This is a genomic window from Collinsella sp. SGI.180 (assembly GCF_050313455.1).
GTDB lineage: Bacteria > Actinomycetota > Coriobacteriia > Coriobacteriales > Coriobacteriaceae > Collinsella.
In genome coordinates this window covers 1-15,935 of record NZ_JBNPLL010000007.1, presented here as the reverse complement: position 1 = coordinate 15,935, position 15,935 = coordinate 1, and the positions used below count along the sequence as shown (strand labels likewise).

General features: G+C 61.0%; 13 protein-coding genes. 9 read left to right on the top strand and 4 right to left on the bottom strand.

The features are described from left to right. Nucleotides 1–9 precede the first annotated feature (9 nt). The 4 genes from rplQ (at nt 10) to ACQRAP_RS04290 (ending at nt 3,175) form a co-directional block, all read left to right on the top strand. Nucleotides 10–492, top strand: coding sequence for a 50S ribosomal protein L17 (gene rplQ / locus ACQRAP_RS04305; RefSeq protein ID WP_427727167.1), 483 nt, complete (start codon nt 10–12; stop codon nt 490–492). 92 nt (nt 493–584) lie between these two features. Then, nucleotides 585–1,409, top strand: coding sequence for a tRNA pseudouridine(38-40) synthase TruA (truA, locus tag ACQRAP_RS04300; protein ID WP_427747848.1), 825 nt, complete (start codon nt 585–587; stop codon nt 1,407–1,409). A 35-nt stretch (nt 1,410–1,444) separates the two neighbouring features. Next, the gene (locus ACQRAP_RS04295) at nt 1,445–2,605 is read left to right on the top strand and encodes a glycosyltransferase (protein ID WP_427727171.1); all 1,161 of its coding nucleotides are present in this window, start codon (nt 1,445–1,447) and stop codon (nt 2,603–2,605) included. 132 nt (nt 2,606–2,737) lie between these two features. After that, on the top strand, nt 2,738–3,175 hold the full coding sequence (locus tag ACQRAP_RS04290) for an arginine repressor (RefSeq protein WP_154516043.1): 438 nt from the start codon (nt 2,738–2,740) through the stop codon (nt 3,173–3,175). A 172-nt stretch (nt 3,176–3,347) separates the two neighbouring features. On the opposite strand, the gene ACQRAP_RS04285 is transcribed toward ACQRAP_RS04290, so the two are convergent. Continuing rightward, nucleotides 3,348–5,528 (bottom strand): transglycosylase domain-containing protein, encoded by a 2,181-nt coding sequence (locus tag ACQRAP_RS04285; protein WP_427794989.1) that lies wholly within the window; start codon nt 5,526–5,528, stop codon nt 3,348–3,350. 160 nt (nt 5,529–5,688) lie between these two features. Here ACQRAP_RS04285 and ACQRAP_RS04280 point away from each other — a divergent pair, with 160 nt between their 5' ends. The 4 genes from ACQRAP_RS04280 (at nt 5,689) to ACQRAP_RS04265 (ending at nt 12,179) form a co-directional block, all read left to right on the top strand. Further along, nucleotides 5,689–7,647: a U32 family peptidase gene (locus tag ACQRAP_RS04280; protein WP_427794988.1), complete on the top strand. Its 1,959-nt coding sequence runs from the start codon at nt 5,689–5,691 to the stop codon at nt 7,645–7,647. 96 nt (nt 7,648–7,743) lie between these two features. Further along, nucleotides 7,744–8,955 carry a tyrosine--tRNA ligase gene (gene tyrS / locus ACQRAP_RS04275; protein WP_427794987.1) on the top strand — a complete coding sequence of 404 codons (1,212 nt, stop codon included), beginning with the start codon at nt 7,744–7,746 and terminating at the stop codon, nt 8,953–8,955. Between the two features lie 402 nt (nt 8,956–9,357). Then, entirely contained in the window at nt 9,358–11,178 is a 1,821-nt protein-coding gene (locus ACQRAP_RS04270; RefSeq protein WP_427794985.1) for an adenine deaminase, read from the top strand. Between the two features lie 206 nt (nt 11,179–11,384). Then, complete coding sequence (locus tag ACQRAP_RS04265) at nt 11,385–12,179, top strand: Cof-type HAD-IIB family hydrolase (protein ID WP_427794984.1); 795 nt, start codon at nt 11,385–11,387, stop codon at nt 12,177–12,179. A gap of 118 nt (nt 12,180–12,297) precedes the next feature. Here ACQRAP_RS04265 and ACQRAP_RS04260 read toward each other — a convergent pair whose 3' ends face one another. The 3 genes from ACQRAP_RS04260 to ACQRAP_RS04250 form a co-directional block, all read right to left on the bottom strand. Continuing rightward, a complete protein-coding gene (locus tag ACQRAP_RS04260) occupies nt 12,298–13,140 on the bottom strand; it encodes a Cof-type HAD-IIB family hydrolase (protein ID WP_427794982.1) in 843 nt (280 codons plus the stop codon). Nucleotides 13,141–13,227: 87 nt separating this feature from the next. After that, nucleotides 13,228–14,646: a citrate synthase gene (locus tag ACQRAP_RS04255; protein ID WP_427794981.1), complete on the bottom strand. Its 1,419-nt coding sequence runs from the start codon at nt 14,644–14,646 to the stop codon at nt 13,228–13,230. Between the two features lie 74 nt (nt 14,647–14,720). After that, nucleotides 14,721–15,008, bottom strand: a complete 288-nt coding sequence (locus tag ACQRAP_RS04250) for an ACT domain-containing protein (protein WP_006235289.1) — start codon at nt 15,006–15,008, stop codon at nt 14,721–14,723. 349 nt (nt 15,009–15,357) lie between these two features. On the opposite strand from ACQRAP_RS04250, the gene rpmE reads away from it, so the two are divergent. Then, the gene (gene rpmE / locus ACQRAP_RS04245; protein WP_154516018.1) at nt 15,358–15,783 is read left to right on the top strand and encodes a 50S ribosomal protein L31; all 426 of its coding nucleotides are present in this window, start codon (nt 15,358–15,360) and stop codon (nt 15,781–15,783) included. The last annotated feature ends 152 nt before the right edge of the window (nt 15,784–15,935 follow it).

Below are 15,935 nucleotides of genomic sequence, written 5' to 3'. Positions count from 1 at the left end.
AACTAGACCATGCGTCACAACGTTAAGAAGGGCCTGAAGCTCGGCACCGATGCGAGCCACACCAAGGCCATGAAGAAGAGCCTGGCCAAGGCCCTCTTCGAGAACGACCGCATCAAGACCACCGAGACCCGCGCTAAGGCGCTGCGTTCGGTTGTCGAGCCGATCATCACCTGGGCCAAGAAGGGCGACCTGCACTCTCGTCGTCTGGCTATCGCCAAGCTCGGCGATAAGCAGCTCGTTGCCGAGATCTTCGACAAGGCTGCTCAGGGCATGTGGCAGGATCGCAACGGCGGTTACACCCGCATCATGAAGCTCGGTACCCGTAAGGGCGACAACGCTCCCATCGTTATCATGGAGCTCGTCACCGAGCCTTGCACGCCCAAGGCCAAGAAGGCTGCTCCGGCCCCCAAGAAGGCCGCTGCTCCCAAGAAGGTCGAGGCTGTCGAGGAGACCGCTGCCGAGGAGGCTCCTGCTGAGGAGACCGCTGAGTAGACAATTCGTCTGCATAGGCTATATTCGAGGGGTACGTTCGCGTACCCCTCTTTTTTTGTCGCGATATCGTTGTTTGTTTGTTGGGAGCGCCCATGACCGCGCCGTCTGATTTCAATTTGACTCCAGAGCTCGATGCCACGTTGGTGTTTCGTGTTGCCTATGACGGCTCGTCCTATAGCGGATTTGCCGAGCAGCCAGGGCAGACGACGGTTGCCGGAGAGCTGCGTCTTGCCATAGAGACGCTCTTGCGCCGCTCAGTCGATTTGACGTGTGCCGGGCGCACCGATGCAGGGGTGCATGCGGTGGCCCAATACATCAGCGTGCCCGTTACGGACGCAGAGCTCGCTTTAACGCGCCGCAGGTGGCTGCGAGCTATGGATGCGCTGCTGCCCAAAGATATCGCCGTTAATGAGGTCTACAAGGCCCGTAAGGGCTTTTCTGCGCGTTTTGACGCACGTTCTCGGACCTATACCTACCGCATTGCCGATCGCGATGCGCGTCCGGTGCTATCGCGTGGTGCGGTATGGTGGCATCGTTATCCTTTGGACGTGGATGCGATGGCAGCCGCCTGCCCAGCGCTTTTGGGCGAACAGGACTTTAAGAGCTTTTGTAAGGTCGCTTCTGCCGTGGGCAAGCCAACGCATCGTTGCGTGATGCGTGCCGAGTTTGGCCACGAGGTCGCCTTTGGCGAGGATATCCTCACGTTTACCATCGAGGGCAATGCGTTTTTGCATTCGATGGTGCGCACCATCGTGGGAACGCTCGTCGAGATCGGCATGCATCGCCGCGATCCCGAGTGGATGCGCGAGGTGATTGACGCTTGCGATCGTACTGCTGCGGGTCCCACGGCGCCGGCGTGCGGCCTTACCTTTATGGGCGTAGATTATGACCCCGGCGAGCTCGTCGCGCTCGAATAGGGGAGAAGCGAGAGCCATCTAAGTATGCTGCTCGTGTGGGCGAGCCGTGTGCAACATCTGTTCTTGGCGTGCAGCGCATCAGGCGACTCATTGCGTTTATTGCCGGGGTGTACCATGAACGGCAGTTGATTATTGCTGTCGAGAGGATGGATAACTTGCTTCGACGTGGCTCGCTTCCGCGACTTTCGGTGATCCTTGTTGTGGAGGGTTCGCCCAGCTACGCGATGCGCGCACTCGAAAGCGTCCAAAACCAAGACCTCTACGATATGCAGATTGTCGTTGCATGTCGCAACGCTGCGCCGGGCGTTCGTCATTCGCTCGATGTTGCCGCGGGCAGAGATATTCACATCGATTTGATAGACGTTGACGATCCGTCGAGCGGAGCTTGCCTTCGCGAGGGTTTTGCCGCTTCGCGCGGGGCCCACATTATCGCAATGAGCGCCGATGAGTGGTTTGCGCCGCACGCGTTTTTGGCAATGCTCGATGTCGCTTGTGAGACCTCGGCAGATATCGTATTTCCCTCGGTGTCGCTCGATCGCTACGATACGCATCGGGAACGCCATTCTCGTATGTTGGACGCGCAATCCATTGCCCTTGCCGACGATGGAGACCGGGCTTTAGGCCTGGCCAAGCTGGTCGAGAGCGGTCTGGTTTGTCAACATTCCGGCGTGATGTATGAACGCTCCCTGTTTGAGTTGTCTCTGCAGCATGCCGAGTCGTATCGTGCGATCGCCTTTTTGGCGCCTGCCCTTTCGCATGCGGAACGCGTATTTGGGTGCGCCGAAGCTTGTTTCCATACGGCCGCGCCATCGGTTGCGGATTCATTCGACCCCACCATGTTCTCGCGACTTTCCGACGACGCCAAGGCGCTTGAAGAGCTTTGCGTGCCATTTGACGCAATAGATGACGATAACCATCTAAAGCTGGCCTGCCAACGGTTTTACTATGGCCGCTTGGTTGCTTGTATCGAGAATTTGTGCCTGAGCCCCCATGGGGTGTCTTCAATTGAGCGCACGGCACGATTGCGTGATATGCTCAACGACGTGCGGACCCGCCAGATGGCGGTGGCCCTTAAGGGAGAGCGCCGAGGCCTTGGGCTTTTGTTTGGGCCGATTGCCAACGTTAAGCCTATGCGCTGCGTTATGTATGCGCATCTGGCTGCTTTTTTGAACAGAACGGGCGCAAGGATAGCCTAGCTGTGTCATATTCGCAAATAATTTGCATAGAATTGTTTCGAAATGCGTTCTTATTCACAAATAGCCTCAAATAGCGCTAAACTATTCAATCACTGATAGATTGTCTTCGCCATCTATGGAGTGAGGTTTTATATGGCTAAAAAACGCAACGGGCGCCAGGATGCCATCAGAGATATCGTGCGCAATAAAGACGTGCGTACGCAGCGCGTGCTGGTGGACGAACTCCGCGCCATGGGCTTTGATTGCACGCAGGCGACGGTTTCGCGTGACATCGCCGATATGGGGCTGCGCAAACTGCCCGAGGGCATCTATGTTCTGGCTGAGGACCTGCACCTGCAGCGCATGGTCTCCGAGCTGGTTACCGGTGTGTTGCGCACCGACAACCTGGTTATGATTAAGGCTCAGCCCGGCACCGCCTCGGGCATTGCCGCGGCTGTCGATGCGGCCGAGCTGCCCGATGTGCTCGGATCGCTTGCCGGCAATGACACGATTTTGGTTATCGCTCAGACTGCCGAGGATGGCGAACGCCTCGAAGCGCTGATTAACAAGCTCAGCGCCGCGCGTAAATAGCTTTACGCGCGTATACAACGCCAGCTAAGACGGTGGAAATACAGGGGCGTCGGTTTTGAGCCGACGCCCTATTTGTGACGGTGCTATCGTGGCATCTCGATTGCGCGCGATATGCCATGTATGTCCCAGCAAAAAGCGCCCGAGCATTTGAGCTGCTCGGGCGCTTTGCTATCTACTGACCTGTGGAGGGATCGGGGGTCGGGCTAGGGCTGGGATCGGGGGTCGGGCCAGGGTCGGGGCTGGGGCTGGGATCGGGGCTGGGGCTGGGGTCGGGAGTAGGGGTGGTACTGCCGCCATCGCCTTCGCCGCCGGTGTTGCCGCCCTCGTTGCCGCTCCCGCCGGTGGTCTCCGTCTCTTCTTCCTCGTCTTCGTCCTTATCCTCGTCCTCTTCCTTCTTCTTGTTGTTTGTGCCGTAGAACTTCCAGACGTTATTGTTCTTGTACGTGGGAGCCGTTCCGGTCGGGAACTCCTCGCGCTCGGCGCCCGCAAGAACGGTGTTCATGAACTTCTTAAAGACGGGCAGGTTGGTGCTGTCGCCCAGCAGGTCCGAACCGTACTTTTGGATGGGAATCTCGCCTGCGGAATAACCGGTCCACAGGGCGCATGCCAGTTGCGGCGTGTAGCCGCAGAACCACAGGTTGGTGGTGTTGTCAGTGGTGCCCGTCTTGCCGGCATAGGGCTGGTTGACGCTCAGCGCGCCGGCGGCACCCGTGCCGCTGCCCTGCATGACGCCGGATAGAACGTCGGTAACCGCGGCAGCCTCACCTTCGGTGAGCACCCGCGTGGGATTGTCGGTGTGCTGGTACAGAACCGAGCCGGTACGCGAGTCGATCTCGGTGATGGCGATCGGCTGGCGATAATAGCCGCCGTTGGCAAAAGCGGCGTAGGCCGATGCCATCTCGAGCGGTGAGATGGACCCGGTGCCGAGCGTCATGACGGGAACGTCCTCGATATTGTCCTTGGCGGGATCGATGCCGAGCTTTTTGACGAGCGACATGATCTTGTCATTGCCGATGGCTTCGGCCACCTGAATATAGCCGGTGTTGGATGAGTATGCCGTTGCCTGCTTAAGCGTGATGTTGCCATAGCTCTGGTTGCCATAGTTTTGCACCTCGGTCGTGGTGCCCTTGGCCTTGAGTGGCGAGTTGCAGTTGAGAATGACGTTGGGGTTCATGCCGTTTTGGATGGCAGTTGCCAGCGTAAAGGCCTTAAACGTGGAGCCCACGGGGCGCTTTGCCGTAGCGTGGTTCACGTGATTCTCGTCGGCGTTGTAGTCGTAGCCGCCCACCATGCACTTGATGTAGCCGGTCTTGGGGTCAACGACAACCATGCCCATGTCCAGGCCATCGAGCGAAAGCGTGTCGAGCTGGGCGCGCACAGCCTCCTCGGCCACCTGCTGCATGGTGGGGTCGATGGTGGTCTTAACAGTCAGGCCACCCTTAAAGAGTACGTCGGTGGAGAACTCCTGCTCGAGCAGCTGCTTGACGTAGGAGACAAAGTAGGGCTGTGAGTATACGTCGACGCCGCTGCCCGAGATCTCGGTCACGTTGAGGGTGATGGGCTCAGCCTGCGCGGCATCGTGCTCTTCCTGCGTGATGTGGCCCAGGCGCAGCATGTTGTCGAGCACCTTATTGCGGCGGGAAAGCGCCAGGTCGGGATTGACCGTGGGGTCGTACTGTGAAGGCGAGTTGGGCAGACCGATGAGCAGCGCGGCCTCGCTCAGGGTGAGGTCGGAAGCACTCTTGGAGAGGTAGGTCTCGGCGGCGGCCTCGATGCCATAGGCGCCGTGGCCATAGTAAATGGTGTTGAGGTACATCATGAGGATCTCGTCTTTGGAGTACATGTCCTCCATCTTGATGGCGATATAGGCCTCGCGCACCTTACGCTCGATGGTCGAGTCGAACTGCTCCTCCTGCAGGATGGTGTTGCGCACCAGCTGCTGGGTGATGGTCGAGGCTCCTTCGTGGCCGCCGGCAAGGGTTGCCACCGAGGCACGCGCGATGCCCAAGAGGTCGATGCCGCCGTGCTCGTAGAAACGCTCGTCCTCGACGTCGATCGTGCCCTGCAGGACGTACGGGGAGACCTGGTCCTTGGTGATGGACTTGCGGTTTTGGGTATAGAAGCTGGCGATCTTGTTGCCGTTGCAGTCAACAATCTCGGTAGGCTCGCTGACCAGATAGGCGTTGGCGTCGGTGTAGTCGGGCAGGTCGGACAGCCAGCGGTTGACGTTGCCGATCATGCCGATGCCAAATGCTACGCCCGCGATGAGCAAAAAGCCCAAAAGCGAAAGCAGGATGACGGGCAGAGCGTGCGTCTTAGAGCGACCGTGTCCCTGTCGTTGGCGAGGACCCATATGTTGACCTCCAAGTATGTCGTGCCAGGCGGCGGGTATGCGTCGGGCAGGATGGACATAAGTTATTACACGATAAACCAATCGAGCCGCGCGAAGCCTCGTGTATGCTGGTTGACGGCAATTAACAGAGTGATTGCATACCTTGGTAAGGAGTTTGCCGATGGCGATTTGGGCGACGGAGCCTAGCAGACAATGCGGGAATGGGACGCCAACATCGGGTCTGGCACTGCCCGAGCTGTTGGCTCCGGCTGGCGGGCTCAATCAGATGCTCGCCGCGATCGCGGCAGGTGCCGATGCCATTTATGCCGGGTTGAGCGGATTTAACGCCCGCGTGAGTGCGCACGGGTTTAGTGATGACGAATTTGCGCGCGGGTGTGCCGTGGCGCACGCCCATGGTGTGCGCGTGTACGTGACGCTCAACGTATTCGTGTTCGACGACGAGCTGTCCGAAGCTGTGGCACTGGGGGCACATGCGCATGCGCTGGGCGCCGATGCACTGATCGTGGCAGATGCGGGCCTAGCCCGCGCGCTGCATGCGGCAATTCCGGGGGTCGAGATTCATCTGTCCACCCAAGCGGGCGTCCATAGCAAGGGGGCCGTGCGTTTGGCGGCTGACGAGCTGGGGGTCGAGCGCGTGACGACGGCGCGTGAGCTGACCGTGGCAGAGATTGCGACGCTCTGCGCTACCGGTGTGCCCATCGAGGTGTTCTGCCATGGCGCCATATGCATTGGCTATTCGGGCGCGTGCGAGTTTTCGGCCCTGCGGCGCGGACGGTCGGCGATGCGTGGCGACTGCACGCAGCCGTGCCGCCTGGCATACGATTTGGTGGATGAGGCTGGGGAGGGCGTCGTTGCCGTCGAAGGCGATCGTCTGCTCTGCCCGCGTGACTATCTGGGCATTGCTCATTTACCCGAGCTTGTTGCTGCCGGGGTGGCGTCGCTCAAGATCGAGGGGCGTATGAAGAACCCCGACTACGTCTACAACGTGGTGCGGGCGTGGCGCCGGGCGCTCGATATGCTGCGTGATGGCGCGTGGGATCCCGATGCCGTGCGGGCGCTCGAACGTGAGCTGGGAAGGTCGTTTAACCGCGGGTTTACCGACGCGTATCTGCGAGGCCGCTCGGGCGCGGAGCTTATGAGTTTTGAACGCGCGATCAACCAGGGCGTGCGTGTGGGCCGTTTGGTTGCCGTGGGACACGAGGAAGTGACCGTCGAGCTCGATGCCGCCGTGGCGGCGGGCGATACGCTCGAGATCAGGTTTTACCCGGGCGCCGACGCGCGTCCCGATGTACCTAAACGCTGGCCGCAAGTTCCCTGCCCGGTGGATGCCGAGGCGGGGGAGCGCATCGTTGTCCATTGCAAGCGCAAGGTCGACGCAGGCTGCGAAGTGTATCTGATTCGCAGCGCTGGTGTGCTTGAGCAAACGGCGGCGGCACTGGAGCGCATGCGGGCCGAGGCCGATGCGGTCGCGCTTGCGAAACGCGCTGTCGAGACGCTGCCGTTTGCGGGCGTTCTGATGGATAGCGGAACGCAGCCGGAAGAACCTGCAGAGTCTGTCGCCGCTCGCTTGGTCTTTGCCTGGCAGCTGATGGACCAGGACCCGAACGAAGAGCTCGACCTGTCCGATGCGACTGTTGTGCTCGACGAGGTCTGCCGTGTGGGCGATATCGAGCGGACTCGGTCGCTCATGCAGCGCGCCGGCCGCATCGTCTGTCGTAATCTGGGACAAGTGGCGATAGCTCGCGAACTGCGCGTCGTCTTTGACGTGGCAGCGCCGGTGTTCTGTGCGAACCGGGCAACGCTCGCCTGGTTGCGGGGGCTTGGGGCGCAGCGCGTGTTTTTGCCTGCCGAACTTGTCGCTCACGATGCGAAACGCGTTGCCGAGCTTGCCGCCTGTCCTGGCGTCCTGGGCCCCGTCGATACCGATCGTCCCGAGCTCATGGTGTGCGAGCACTGCCTGCTGACCGCCGAGGGCATCTGTGCCACCGATGCGACGGGACAGGCCTGTTGCCGCGACTGCTTGCGTCGCCGGCAGACGCGCTATCTGGTCGATCGTGACGGTACACGTCTGCCAGTTGCCATCGACGCATGCGGCAGGACGAGGATTTTCCTGTCGTAGGTGCCGCGTCGCGTCAGTTTGTTATCATATGAGAGTTTATGGACTTCCAGCACCGCCGTTTTCGGCGAGGGTGCTATAGCAAAAGGAGGATACCCAATGCTGTCTGTTGACGAGCAAATGCGTATCATCACCTCGGGCGCCGCGAAGATCGTCCCCGAGGCCGACCTTCGTAAGAAGCTTGAGAAGGGTGAGCCCCTCAACATCAAGCTCGGCGTCGATCCCACCAGCCCCGACCTGCACCTGGGCCACGCCGTGCCCCTGCGCAAGATGCGCCAGTTCCAGGACCTGGGCCACAACGTCACCCTGATCATCGGCAACGGTACCGCGCTGATCGGCGATCCTTCGGGCAAGAACTCCACCCGCCCGCAGCTTTCTCAGGAGCAGATCGAGGCCAACGCCGAGACTTACGTGAGCCAGGCCATGAAGATCTTGGACCCCGAGAAGACCACCATCGTGCACAACGGCGACTGGATCTTGTCGATGGACCTGGCCGGTCTGCTGCAGGTGTGCTCCAAGTTCACCGTCGCCCGCATTCTTGAGCGCGATGACTTTACCAAGCGCTATCAGTCCCAGACGCCGATCGCCCTGCACGAGTTCCTGTATCCCGTGATGCAAGCATACGATTCGGTCATGATCAAGGCTGACGTGGAGATGGGCGGCACCGACCAGCTTTTCAACCTGCTCGCCGGCCGTGAGCTCATGGAGAAGATGGGCATGGAGCCGCAGATCGCGCTCACCATGCCGCTGCTCGAGGGCACCGATGGCGTCCGTAAGATGTCCAAGTCCTATGGCAACTACATCGGTCTGACCGACGCGCCCAAGGATATGTTCGGCAAGACCATGTCCATCCCCGACGAGATGATCGGCAAGTACTACCGCCTGGCGAGCTCGCTCACCCCGGCCGAGGTCGACAAGATCGACGCTGCCCTGGCCGATGGCTCTGCCGATCCCTATGAGCTCAAGCGCGCTCTGGGCCGCGACCTGTGCGACACCTACCACGGCGCCGGTGCCGGCGACGAGGCTCAGGCCGAGTTCGACCACGTGTTCAAGGAGGGCCAGCTCGCCGACTTCCCCGAGAAGCATATTGAGCTGACCGTAAACGACGAGGGCCAGATTTACCTTGCCGGCCTGCTCAAGGACCTGGGTCTTTCGGCCAGCGCCGGCCAGGCTCGTCGCGACATCGATGGCGGCGGTGTCAAGATCAACGGCAAGGCCGTGGCTCCCAAGAGCTACAACATCGACCCCAGTGCCCTCAAGCTGGGCGACACCCTCTCCGTGGGCAAGCGCAAGGGCTTTAAGCTTATTTAGTTACGCGGTTTTACCAAACCGCGTAACAGCTTGACGCTGCCCTCAGTTCCGCCGTTCTAACGAACGGCGGACCGGTCGACGCTGCGCGGGCACCAGAGCGACAACTTGTCATTCAAAGAGGACGGCATGACCAGAAGGTCTATGCCGTCCTCTTTTCATGCCAATTTGTTCGCTCTGGAGTCCGCTCGCTGTCCGTCCTCCACCTACGGCGTTGTCCCGGTTGGCACTTAGGGACGTTTCTTTTTGGTGCAAAGCAGCCTGTCCCCATTGCGCCAAGTGGTGTGTGCCGTTAAGCAGAGGGGCGTATTGCTGGCCCATCGTTTGGGAATACAATGGCTATTGGCTTGCTGCGGTGAAGGTCTGTCCGCTCCGCAGCTTTTTTCTACGGTTAAAGGAGTATGTATGTCCGTTGAGGTCATGAGGTCTGTGATCGATGCCGCCGAGGGCCGCGTGCCCGTCGACACGCTGTTTGCCAACGCACAGATCGTTGATGTGTACGGTCAGCGCGTGGCGCCCGGTAGCGTCGCCGTCAAGGACGGCGTGATCGTCGGTGTTCTCTACGATGGTCGAGATGAAGCTGCTGGTACGTACGAGGCAGCTGAGGTCATCGACTGTCAGGGTCGCTATCTCGCACCCGGTTTTATTGACGGACACTTGCATATCGAGTCTTCGAACATCCGCCCTGCCGAGTATGCGCGCATGGCGGCGACGCGTGGTACCACCACCGCTATTGCCGACAGCCACGAGATTGCTAACGTTTCCGGCCTAGACGGCCTGCGCTTTATGATCGAGGACGGTTGTCGCGCGCCCATCTCCATCAAGTACATGATGCCTTCGTGCGTGCCCGCACTGCCCGACGAGCAGGCCGGTGCCGTCATCACTGCTGCCGATATGCAGGCGTTTTTTGCCGAGCATCCGGGCGACGTCTTTGGCCTGGGCGAAATGATGAACCTGCCGGGTGTCTTTATGGCCGACCCCGAGACCTGCGCTCGCATCGATGCTGCCAACCAGACACCGTCCAAGCAGGTTGACGGTCATGCTCCGCTTGTTGCCGGCAAGGATCTCAACGCCTATGCCGCGGCGGGTATTATCGCCGACCACGAGTCGACGATTCCCGAGGAAGCGCTCGACAAGCTATCCCGCGGCATGTATGTCATGCTGCGCGAGGGCACCTGCAGCCATGACCTTGCCAACCTGTCGCCTATGCTGCTGGAAAACCCCGCCCGTGCTCGCCGCTGCTGCTTTGCGACCGACGACCGCGCCCCCTCCGACGCGCTTTCGACCGGCATGATCGACAACGCCTGCCGCGTGGCCATCGAGGCCGGCATCGACCCGGTGGTCGCCATCTCCATGGCGTCCCTTTCCACGGCCGAGGCCTTTGGTCTGGACCACGGTTGCCGCGATCCGCATGAGCTCCGCGGCGCCATCGCTCCGGGTAAGCGTGCCGACCTGCTGGTGCTCAACGATCTGACGTTTGCCACGGCCCCGCATCGCGTATATGCCGCCGGTGCTCTGGTGGCGCAGGATGGCGCCTTTGTGGGCGAGATCGCACCCGAGATGGCTGAGGTTGCAGCCCTTGCCGACGAGCTGCGCGCCTCTGTTAAGCTGCCGAAGCTTTCGCTCGACGTTTTCGACTATGCCTTTAAGCCGGGCGAGGCTGTGATTGACGTGGTGCCGGGTAAGGCCATCACGGGTATGGCTCGCCCCGAGAGCGCCGAGGGCCTGCGCCGCATTATGCTGATTGAGCGCCATGGCCGCGGCGTGTCGCTGCAAGCCGAGGGCGTCGACGGCGACGGCCCCGCTGGCCTGGGCCTGGTCGGCAAGCATATCGGTCGCGGCTGGGTGCGCGGTTTCACCATCACCGGTGGTGCCATTGCCTCCACGATCGGCCACGACTCGCACAACGTGTGCGTGGTGGGCGACAACGCCGCCGATATGATGGCTGCTGTTGAGGCCGTGGGCCAGGGCGGTCACGTGCTGGTGCGCAACGGCGAGGTCGTGGCGCGCATTCCGCTGGCGCTCGGTGGCCTGATGAGCGAGGGCACGGCCGAGGATGTCGCAGCGCAGCACGACGACTTTATGGTCAAGGCGCGCACCATGGGTATTGAGCCGCCGCTCGACCCCATCATGGGCATCATCTTCCTGCCCCTGCCGGTCATCCCGACGCTCCGCATCCGCCCCGAGGGCATGTTCGACGTCACGACCTTCACCTACGCCGACTAATCATTGGGGACGTTCTTAAACGACTAGTCGCTGGGGACACTCTTTGGCGTGTCGCCTGACGCCGCGACCGTGGGCTCTCTGGCGCGCGTGAGCTATTTGCCAGGTCTATGTAACGTTTATGACTGCGGGGTCTTATTTGAGCTCCCTTTGGGTACGTTGGAATCGGATACACGTTCGATTCCAGCAAGCCCGAAGGGAGCTTTTCTATGTTTAAGCTGATTGCATCCGATATGGACGGCACACTGCTTGACGAAAATGGCCAGGTGCCTCCCGAGACCTACGAACTGATTTTGGCGCTACGCGAGCATGGCGTGCATTTTGCCGCATCGTCAGGCCGCCGCTACGATCGCCTGTGCGAGTTCTTTGCGCCCGTTCGCGACAAAATGGACTTTGTCGCAGCTAACGGTGCCCAGGTCTACGCCGACGGCAAAATGGTAGGCCGTGAGGTGTATTCGCACCTGGCGATTCGAAAGCTAGCCCAGGCCGTCGCGACGTTTCCCAATCTGCATCTTGCGCTCTTTGACCGAACCAAGTCCTTCTTGCTCGATGACGAGAGTAAGTTCGTGCGCGAGGTGGATAAGGACCTTCCCAATGCCGAGCGCATTTGGGAGCTGCCCGATCCCAGCGTAAATATCATCAAGGCGAGTATCTTTTGCGATGATGGTGCCGTTATGGACAGCGCTTACGTACTGCAGCGCGAGCTCGGCCAGTTCTTTACCTTTGCGCCTTCGGGCAACGCGTGGATCGATGCCATGCAGCCCGGTGTGTCGAAGGCCTCGGGCATCGCACAGCTCATGGAGCACTATGGCGTCGAACGCGACGAGGTCATGGCGTTTGGCGACTCGATGAACGACTACGAGATCATTCGCTTTGTCGGCACGGGCTGCGCGATGGAAAACGCGCGCCCCGCGCTCAAGGCAGTCGCCGATCGCGTGGTGGGGTGCAACCGCGACCACGCCGTCCAGCAGGAGCTCCGTCGCGTGCTGGAGAGTCTCGCCTAATTCGGCAGATGGGGACAGTCCTTGCAGCGCCCCGCGAAGAGTGCCCCCAACGACTACTGTGACCAGGGTAGCTAAAAAAGCCCCGTCCCAAATTAGCTACCCTGCCGGGTTGCTGTTGCTAGGCGAGGGCGGCCATGATGGCGCGGGCGACGCCGTCGTGGTCGTTGTCGTATTCGGTGATGGCGCCGGCGGCTTCGCGGTCCTCGGGCTCGGCATTGATCATCGCCGTACCGTGGCCCGCTGCCTGCAGCATGGGGATGTCGTTGATGTTGTCGCCGAACGCCCAGGCGTCGGCGAGAGGCTCGCCCAGGTGCTCGCATAGCCACGTGAGGGCCGTTCCCTTGGTGGCGCCCTCGCCCATGACCTCGATATTCATGGCGTACGAACGCGTGACCTCAATGCCTCCGAGCGTGTCGAGCTCAGCCGCGATGGCGTCGCGATCGGCCGGGTCGTGCCAGTACATGGCGATGCGTTCGAGCACCTCGACCTCGTCGATCTTGCTGTCGATATCCATGTCGATCGGCGTTCGCGTGCGCTTGAGCGAAGCCGCGATGTGAGGATCTCCGCCGCAGAATTCGTCCAGGCGCGTGTAGAGCGAGCGGGGGAGGAAGCACTGCCCATCCGCGAAGATATCGAAGGTCACATCGTGGCCAGCGGCAATGCTATGGACGCGGTGGGCGATGGCGCGGTCGAGCGGTCGGCTCAATATGCACGTGGCGCGTGAGGCATCGGTGGGCACATCCTCGTCGAGCTGCCAGACGCTAGCACCATTGGCGCAGACCGCGTAGTGCACGGCAGGATGGGCGAGGATGTCCTCAAAGACGCCCGACAGCGGACGCCCCGTGCACGGTACAAACTCAATGCCGCGACGTGCGAGCTCGTCGAGCATCGCCCAGGTGGCGTCGCTCATCTGCTTGTCACTCGTCAACAGTGTTCCATCCATATCGGAAAAAACAATCATTCGATACAGCCCTTTCTGCTGGCATAAAAAGCGTGGCCGAGGGCGGTGATACCCTGGCCACGCTCGTGTTCTATAACGGTGCGCGTCCTAACGGTCGGCGAGTGGCTTGTACTCCAGTGGCTCGATTACCGGACGGTATGCCGGGCGAATAATACGGTGTGCGCAGAAGAGCTCTTCCATGCGGTGTGCCGACCAGCCTGCCATGCGGGCCACGGCGAACATCGGCGTAAAGAGCGTCTCGGGTACGCCGAGCATCTTGTAGATAAAGCCCGTGTACAGGTCAATATTGGCGCAGATAGGCTTGGTCATGCCGTGGTCGCGCATGACCTGGGGCGCCAGGCGCTCGATGCGCTCGATCAGCGCGAATTCCTCGCCCAGATCTTTCTTGGCGGCGAGCGAACGTGCGTAGTGGCGGCAGACCTCGGCGCGCGGGTCGCTGAGCGTGTAGACGGCGTGACCCATGCCGTAGATGAGCCCCGTGCCGTCAAAGGCCTGCTTGTCGAGAATCTTGCTCAGATATGCAGCGACCTCGTCATCGTCTTCCCAGTTGGAAACATGCGCGCGAATGTCCTCGTGCATGGATACGACCTTGGCGTTGGCACCGCCGTGACGCGGGCCCTTGAGCGAGCCGATAGCCGCGGCGTAGGCGGAATACGGGTCGGTGGCCGAAGAAGACAGCACGCGGCAGGCGAAGGTGGAGTTGTTGCCGCCGCCGTGCTCGGCGTGGAGCATGAGCATCACGTCGAGCAGCATGGCCTCGTCGCGGGTGAACGCCATGCCGCCGCGCAGGACCTGCAGAATGGTCTCGGCGGTGGAGAGACCGGGCGTGGGGTGCGGCACGTGCATCTCCGAACCGTGGCACTTTGCGATCGATGCCATGTGCGCAAAGGCGGCGATGCGAGGCAGGCGTGCCAGCATGGAAATGGCAACGTCGATCTCGTGCTCGGGTGTGATTGCATCGGGCTCGGCATCGAAGGCATAGAGCAGCAACACGGCGCGCTGAAGCACGTTCATGATGCTCGAGGATACCGTGGTCATGGGGAACACACGGACGTATTCGTCGCTCAGGTGCCTAAAAGCACCCAGGCGTTCGCAAAAACCGTCAAGCTCTTCCTTGGTGGGCAGAGAGCCCGTGATGAGCAGGTAGGCGACTTCTTCGTAGCCGTAGCGGTTCTCAGCCTGGGCATTGTTGACGAGGTCCTCGATGTTGTAACCACGCAGCGTGAGTCGACCCTTGTCGGGCACGACCTGGCCGTCGACCTTGTTGTAGCCGTGCACGTCCGAGATACGGGTGAGGCCCGCGACCACGCCCGATCCGTCGGCATTGCGAAGACCGCGCTTAACATTGTGCTCGACAAACAGGCCCTCGTCATAAGGCTCGGTGGGCATGCCGTAATACAAATTTTCGCTTTCGGGCGCAATCTGGCGGCTGGCCTCGTAGTCCAGGACCAGGCGGCTCAGGTGGTCGTCGAAGCGGTAATAGATTTTCTTGGCGTCGTAGGCCATGCGCGCTCCTCTCCGGGCTATGTGGCGACGTTGCGCCTGGGCGCACGTTGGGCCGTCGTCACGCAGCCTGTTCGCTACAGGCGGTACATAAAGTTAAAGACGTCCTCGCGCTGGATGGACACGTTGACGCCCGAAAGCTCGCCGGCCTCGGCCAGGGCCTTCTGCAGCTCGGCGAAGTCGAGCTTGGACTCGGCGGTGTCGGCCAGCATGGTCATGGTGAAGATGTCCTCGATAATGGACTGCGTAATGTCGCGGATGTCGACATTGGCTTCGCCCAGGACGCGGGTGACGCCGGCGACAATGCCGGGGCGGTTCTTGCCAAGGACGGTGATGACGATACGGGAGGACGAGATCTCGGCCATGGGAAACCCTTTCGCGTGTTGGCGGCGCGCGGCGGCGCTCCGCTACGGTACAGTGTTCATCATTGTACCTGTCCTGTGCAAAAAGGGGCGCCTTTGCTGCGGCGTTACACGTCTGCAACATGGAGCGCTTGTCTCGCAGGGTGTTTTTTTGGCACCCTGGACAGCTCGGGCGGCTCTGTTGGCGCCGCGATCGGGCAGATTCGCCTGTGCGCTCCGGCGTAAAGACCGTGAACCTTTTGTGGGACGCTCGACGCCGTGGTAACATAGCCGAGTTTGTTGTCTTGGTCGGAAACCAAGACGCCTTATGCGCTGATCGGTAACCAGCGCCTGACCAATAAGGAGTCCTACCATGAAGCAGGGTATCCATCCCCAGTATGTCGAGTGCACGGTGACGTGCTCCTGCGGCAACACCTTCAAGACGCACGCTACCGTGTCCGAGATGAGGGTCGAGCTTTGCAACGAGTGCCACCCGTTCTACACCGGCCAGCAGAAGTTCGTCGACACCGGTGGACGCGTCCAGCGCTTCGCCGACAAGTTCGGTGGCGCCGCTGCCGCCCAGCTCAAGAAGGCCGAGGAGGCCAAGGCTGCCAAGGCCGCCAAGGCTGCTGAGGCCGAGGCCGCTCGCAAGGCCGCCGCTGAGGCTAAGGCTGCCGAGAAGGCCAAGCGTGCCGCTAAGTTTGCCGAGGAGGCTGCCAAGCAGGCCGCCGAGGCTCCCGCAGAGGCTCCCGTCGAGGAGGCCGCTGCCGAGGCCGAGACCACCGAGGCTGCTGAGTAAATAGCTCGCCGAGGAATCGCTCGCATTCATGGCAAAAGGGCCGTGCATCCAATTGGGTGCACGGCCCTTTTCTTATCGACGCAAAGTAGCACGTCCTCTTTGCACCGAACGGTGGGGATTTTTCGGCTTATAGGACAAAATGTGTGTCTACT

Excerpts from the sequence above, each read along its gene's own strand:
- rplQ (WP_427727167.1), top strand. The coding sequence starts at position 10 with ATGCGTCACAACGTTAAGAAGGGCCTGAAGCTCGGCACCGATGCGAGC.
- truA (WP_427747848.1), top strand. The coding sequence starts at position 585 with ATGACCGCGCCGTCTGATTTCAATTTGACTCCAGAGCTCGATGCCACG.
- ACQRAP_RS04290 (WP_154516043.1), top strand. The coding sequence starts at position 2,738 with ATGGCTAAAAAACGCAACGGGCGCCAGGATGCCATCAGAGATATCGTG.
- ACQRAP_RS04285 (WP_427794989.1), bottom strand. The coding sequence starts at position 5,528 with ATGGGTCCTCGCCAACGACAGGGACACGGTCGCTCTAAGACGCACGCT.
- ACQRAP_RS04280 (WP_427794988.1), top strand. The coding sequence starts at position 5,689 with ATGGCGATTTGGGCGACGGAGCCTAGCAGACAATGCGGGAATGGGACG.
- tyrS (WP_427794987.1), top strand. The coding sequence starts at position 7,744 with ATGCTGTCTGTTGACGAGCAAATGCGTATCATCACCTCGGGCGCCGCG.
- ACQRAP_RS04270 (WP_427794985.1), top strand. The coding sequence starts at position 9,358 with ATGTCCGTTGAGGTCATGAGGTCTGTGATCGATGCCGCCGAGGGCCGC.
- ACQRAP_RS04265 (WP_427794984.1), top strand. The coding sequence starts at position 11,385 with ATGTTTAAGCTGATTGCATCCGATATGGACGGCACACTGCTTGACGAA.
- ACQRAP_RS04260 (WP_427794982.1), bottom strand. The coding sequence starts at position 13,140 with ATGATTGTTTTTTCCGATATGGATGGAACACTGTTGACGAGTGACAAG.
- ACQRAP_RS04255 (WP_427794981.1), bottom strand. The coding sequence starts at position 14,646 with ATGGCCTACGACGCCAAGAAAATCTATTACCGCTTCGACGACCACCTG.
- ACQRAP_RS04250 (WP_006235289.1), bottom strand. The coding sequence starts at position 15,008 with ATGGCCGAGATCTCGTCCTCCCGTATCGTCATCACCGTCCTTGGCAAG.
- rpmE (WP_154516018.1), top strand. The coding sequence starts at position 15,358 with ATGAAGCAGGGTATCCATCCCCAGTATGTCGAGTGCACGGTGACGTGC.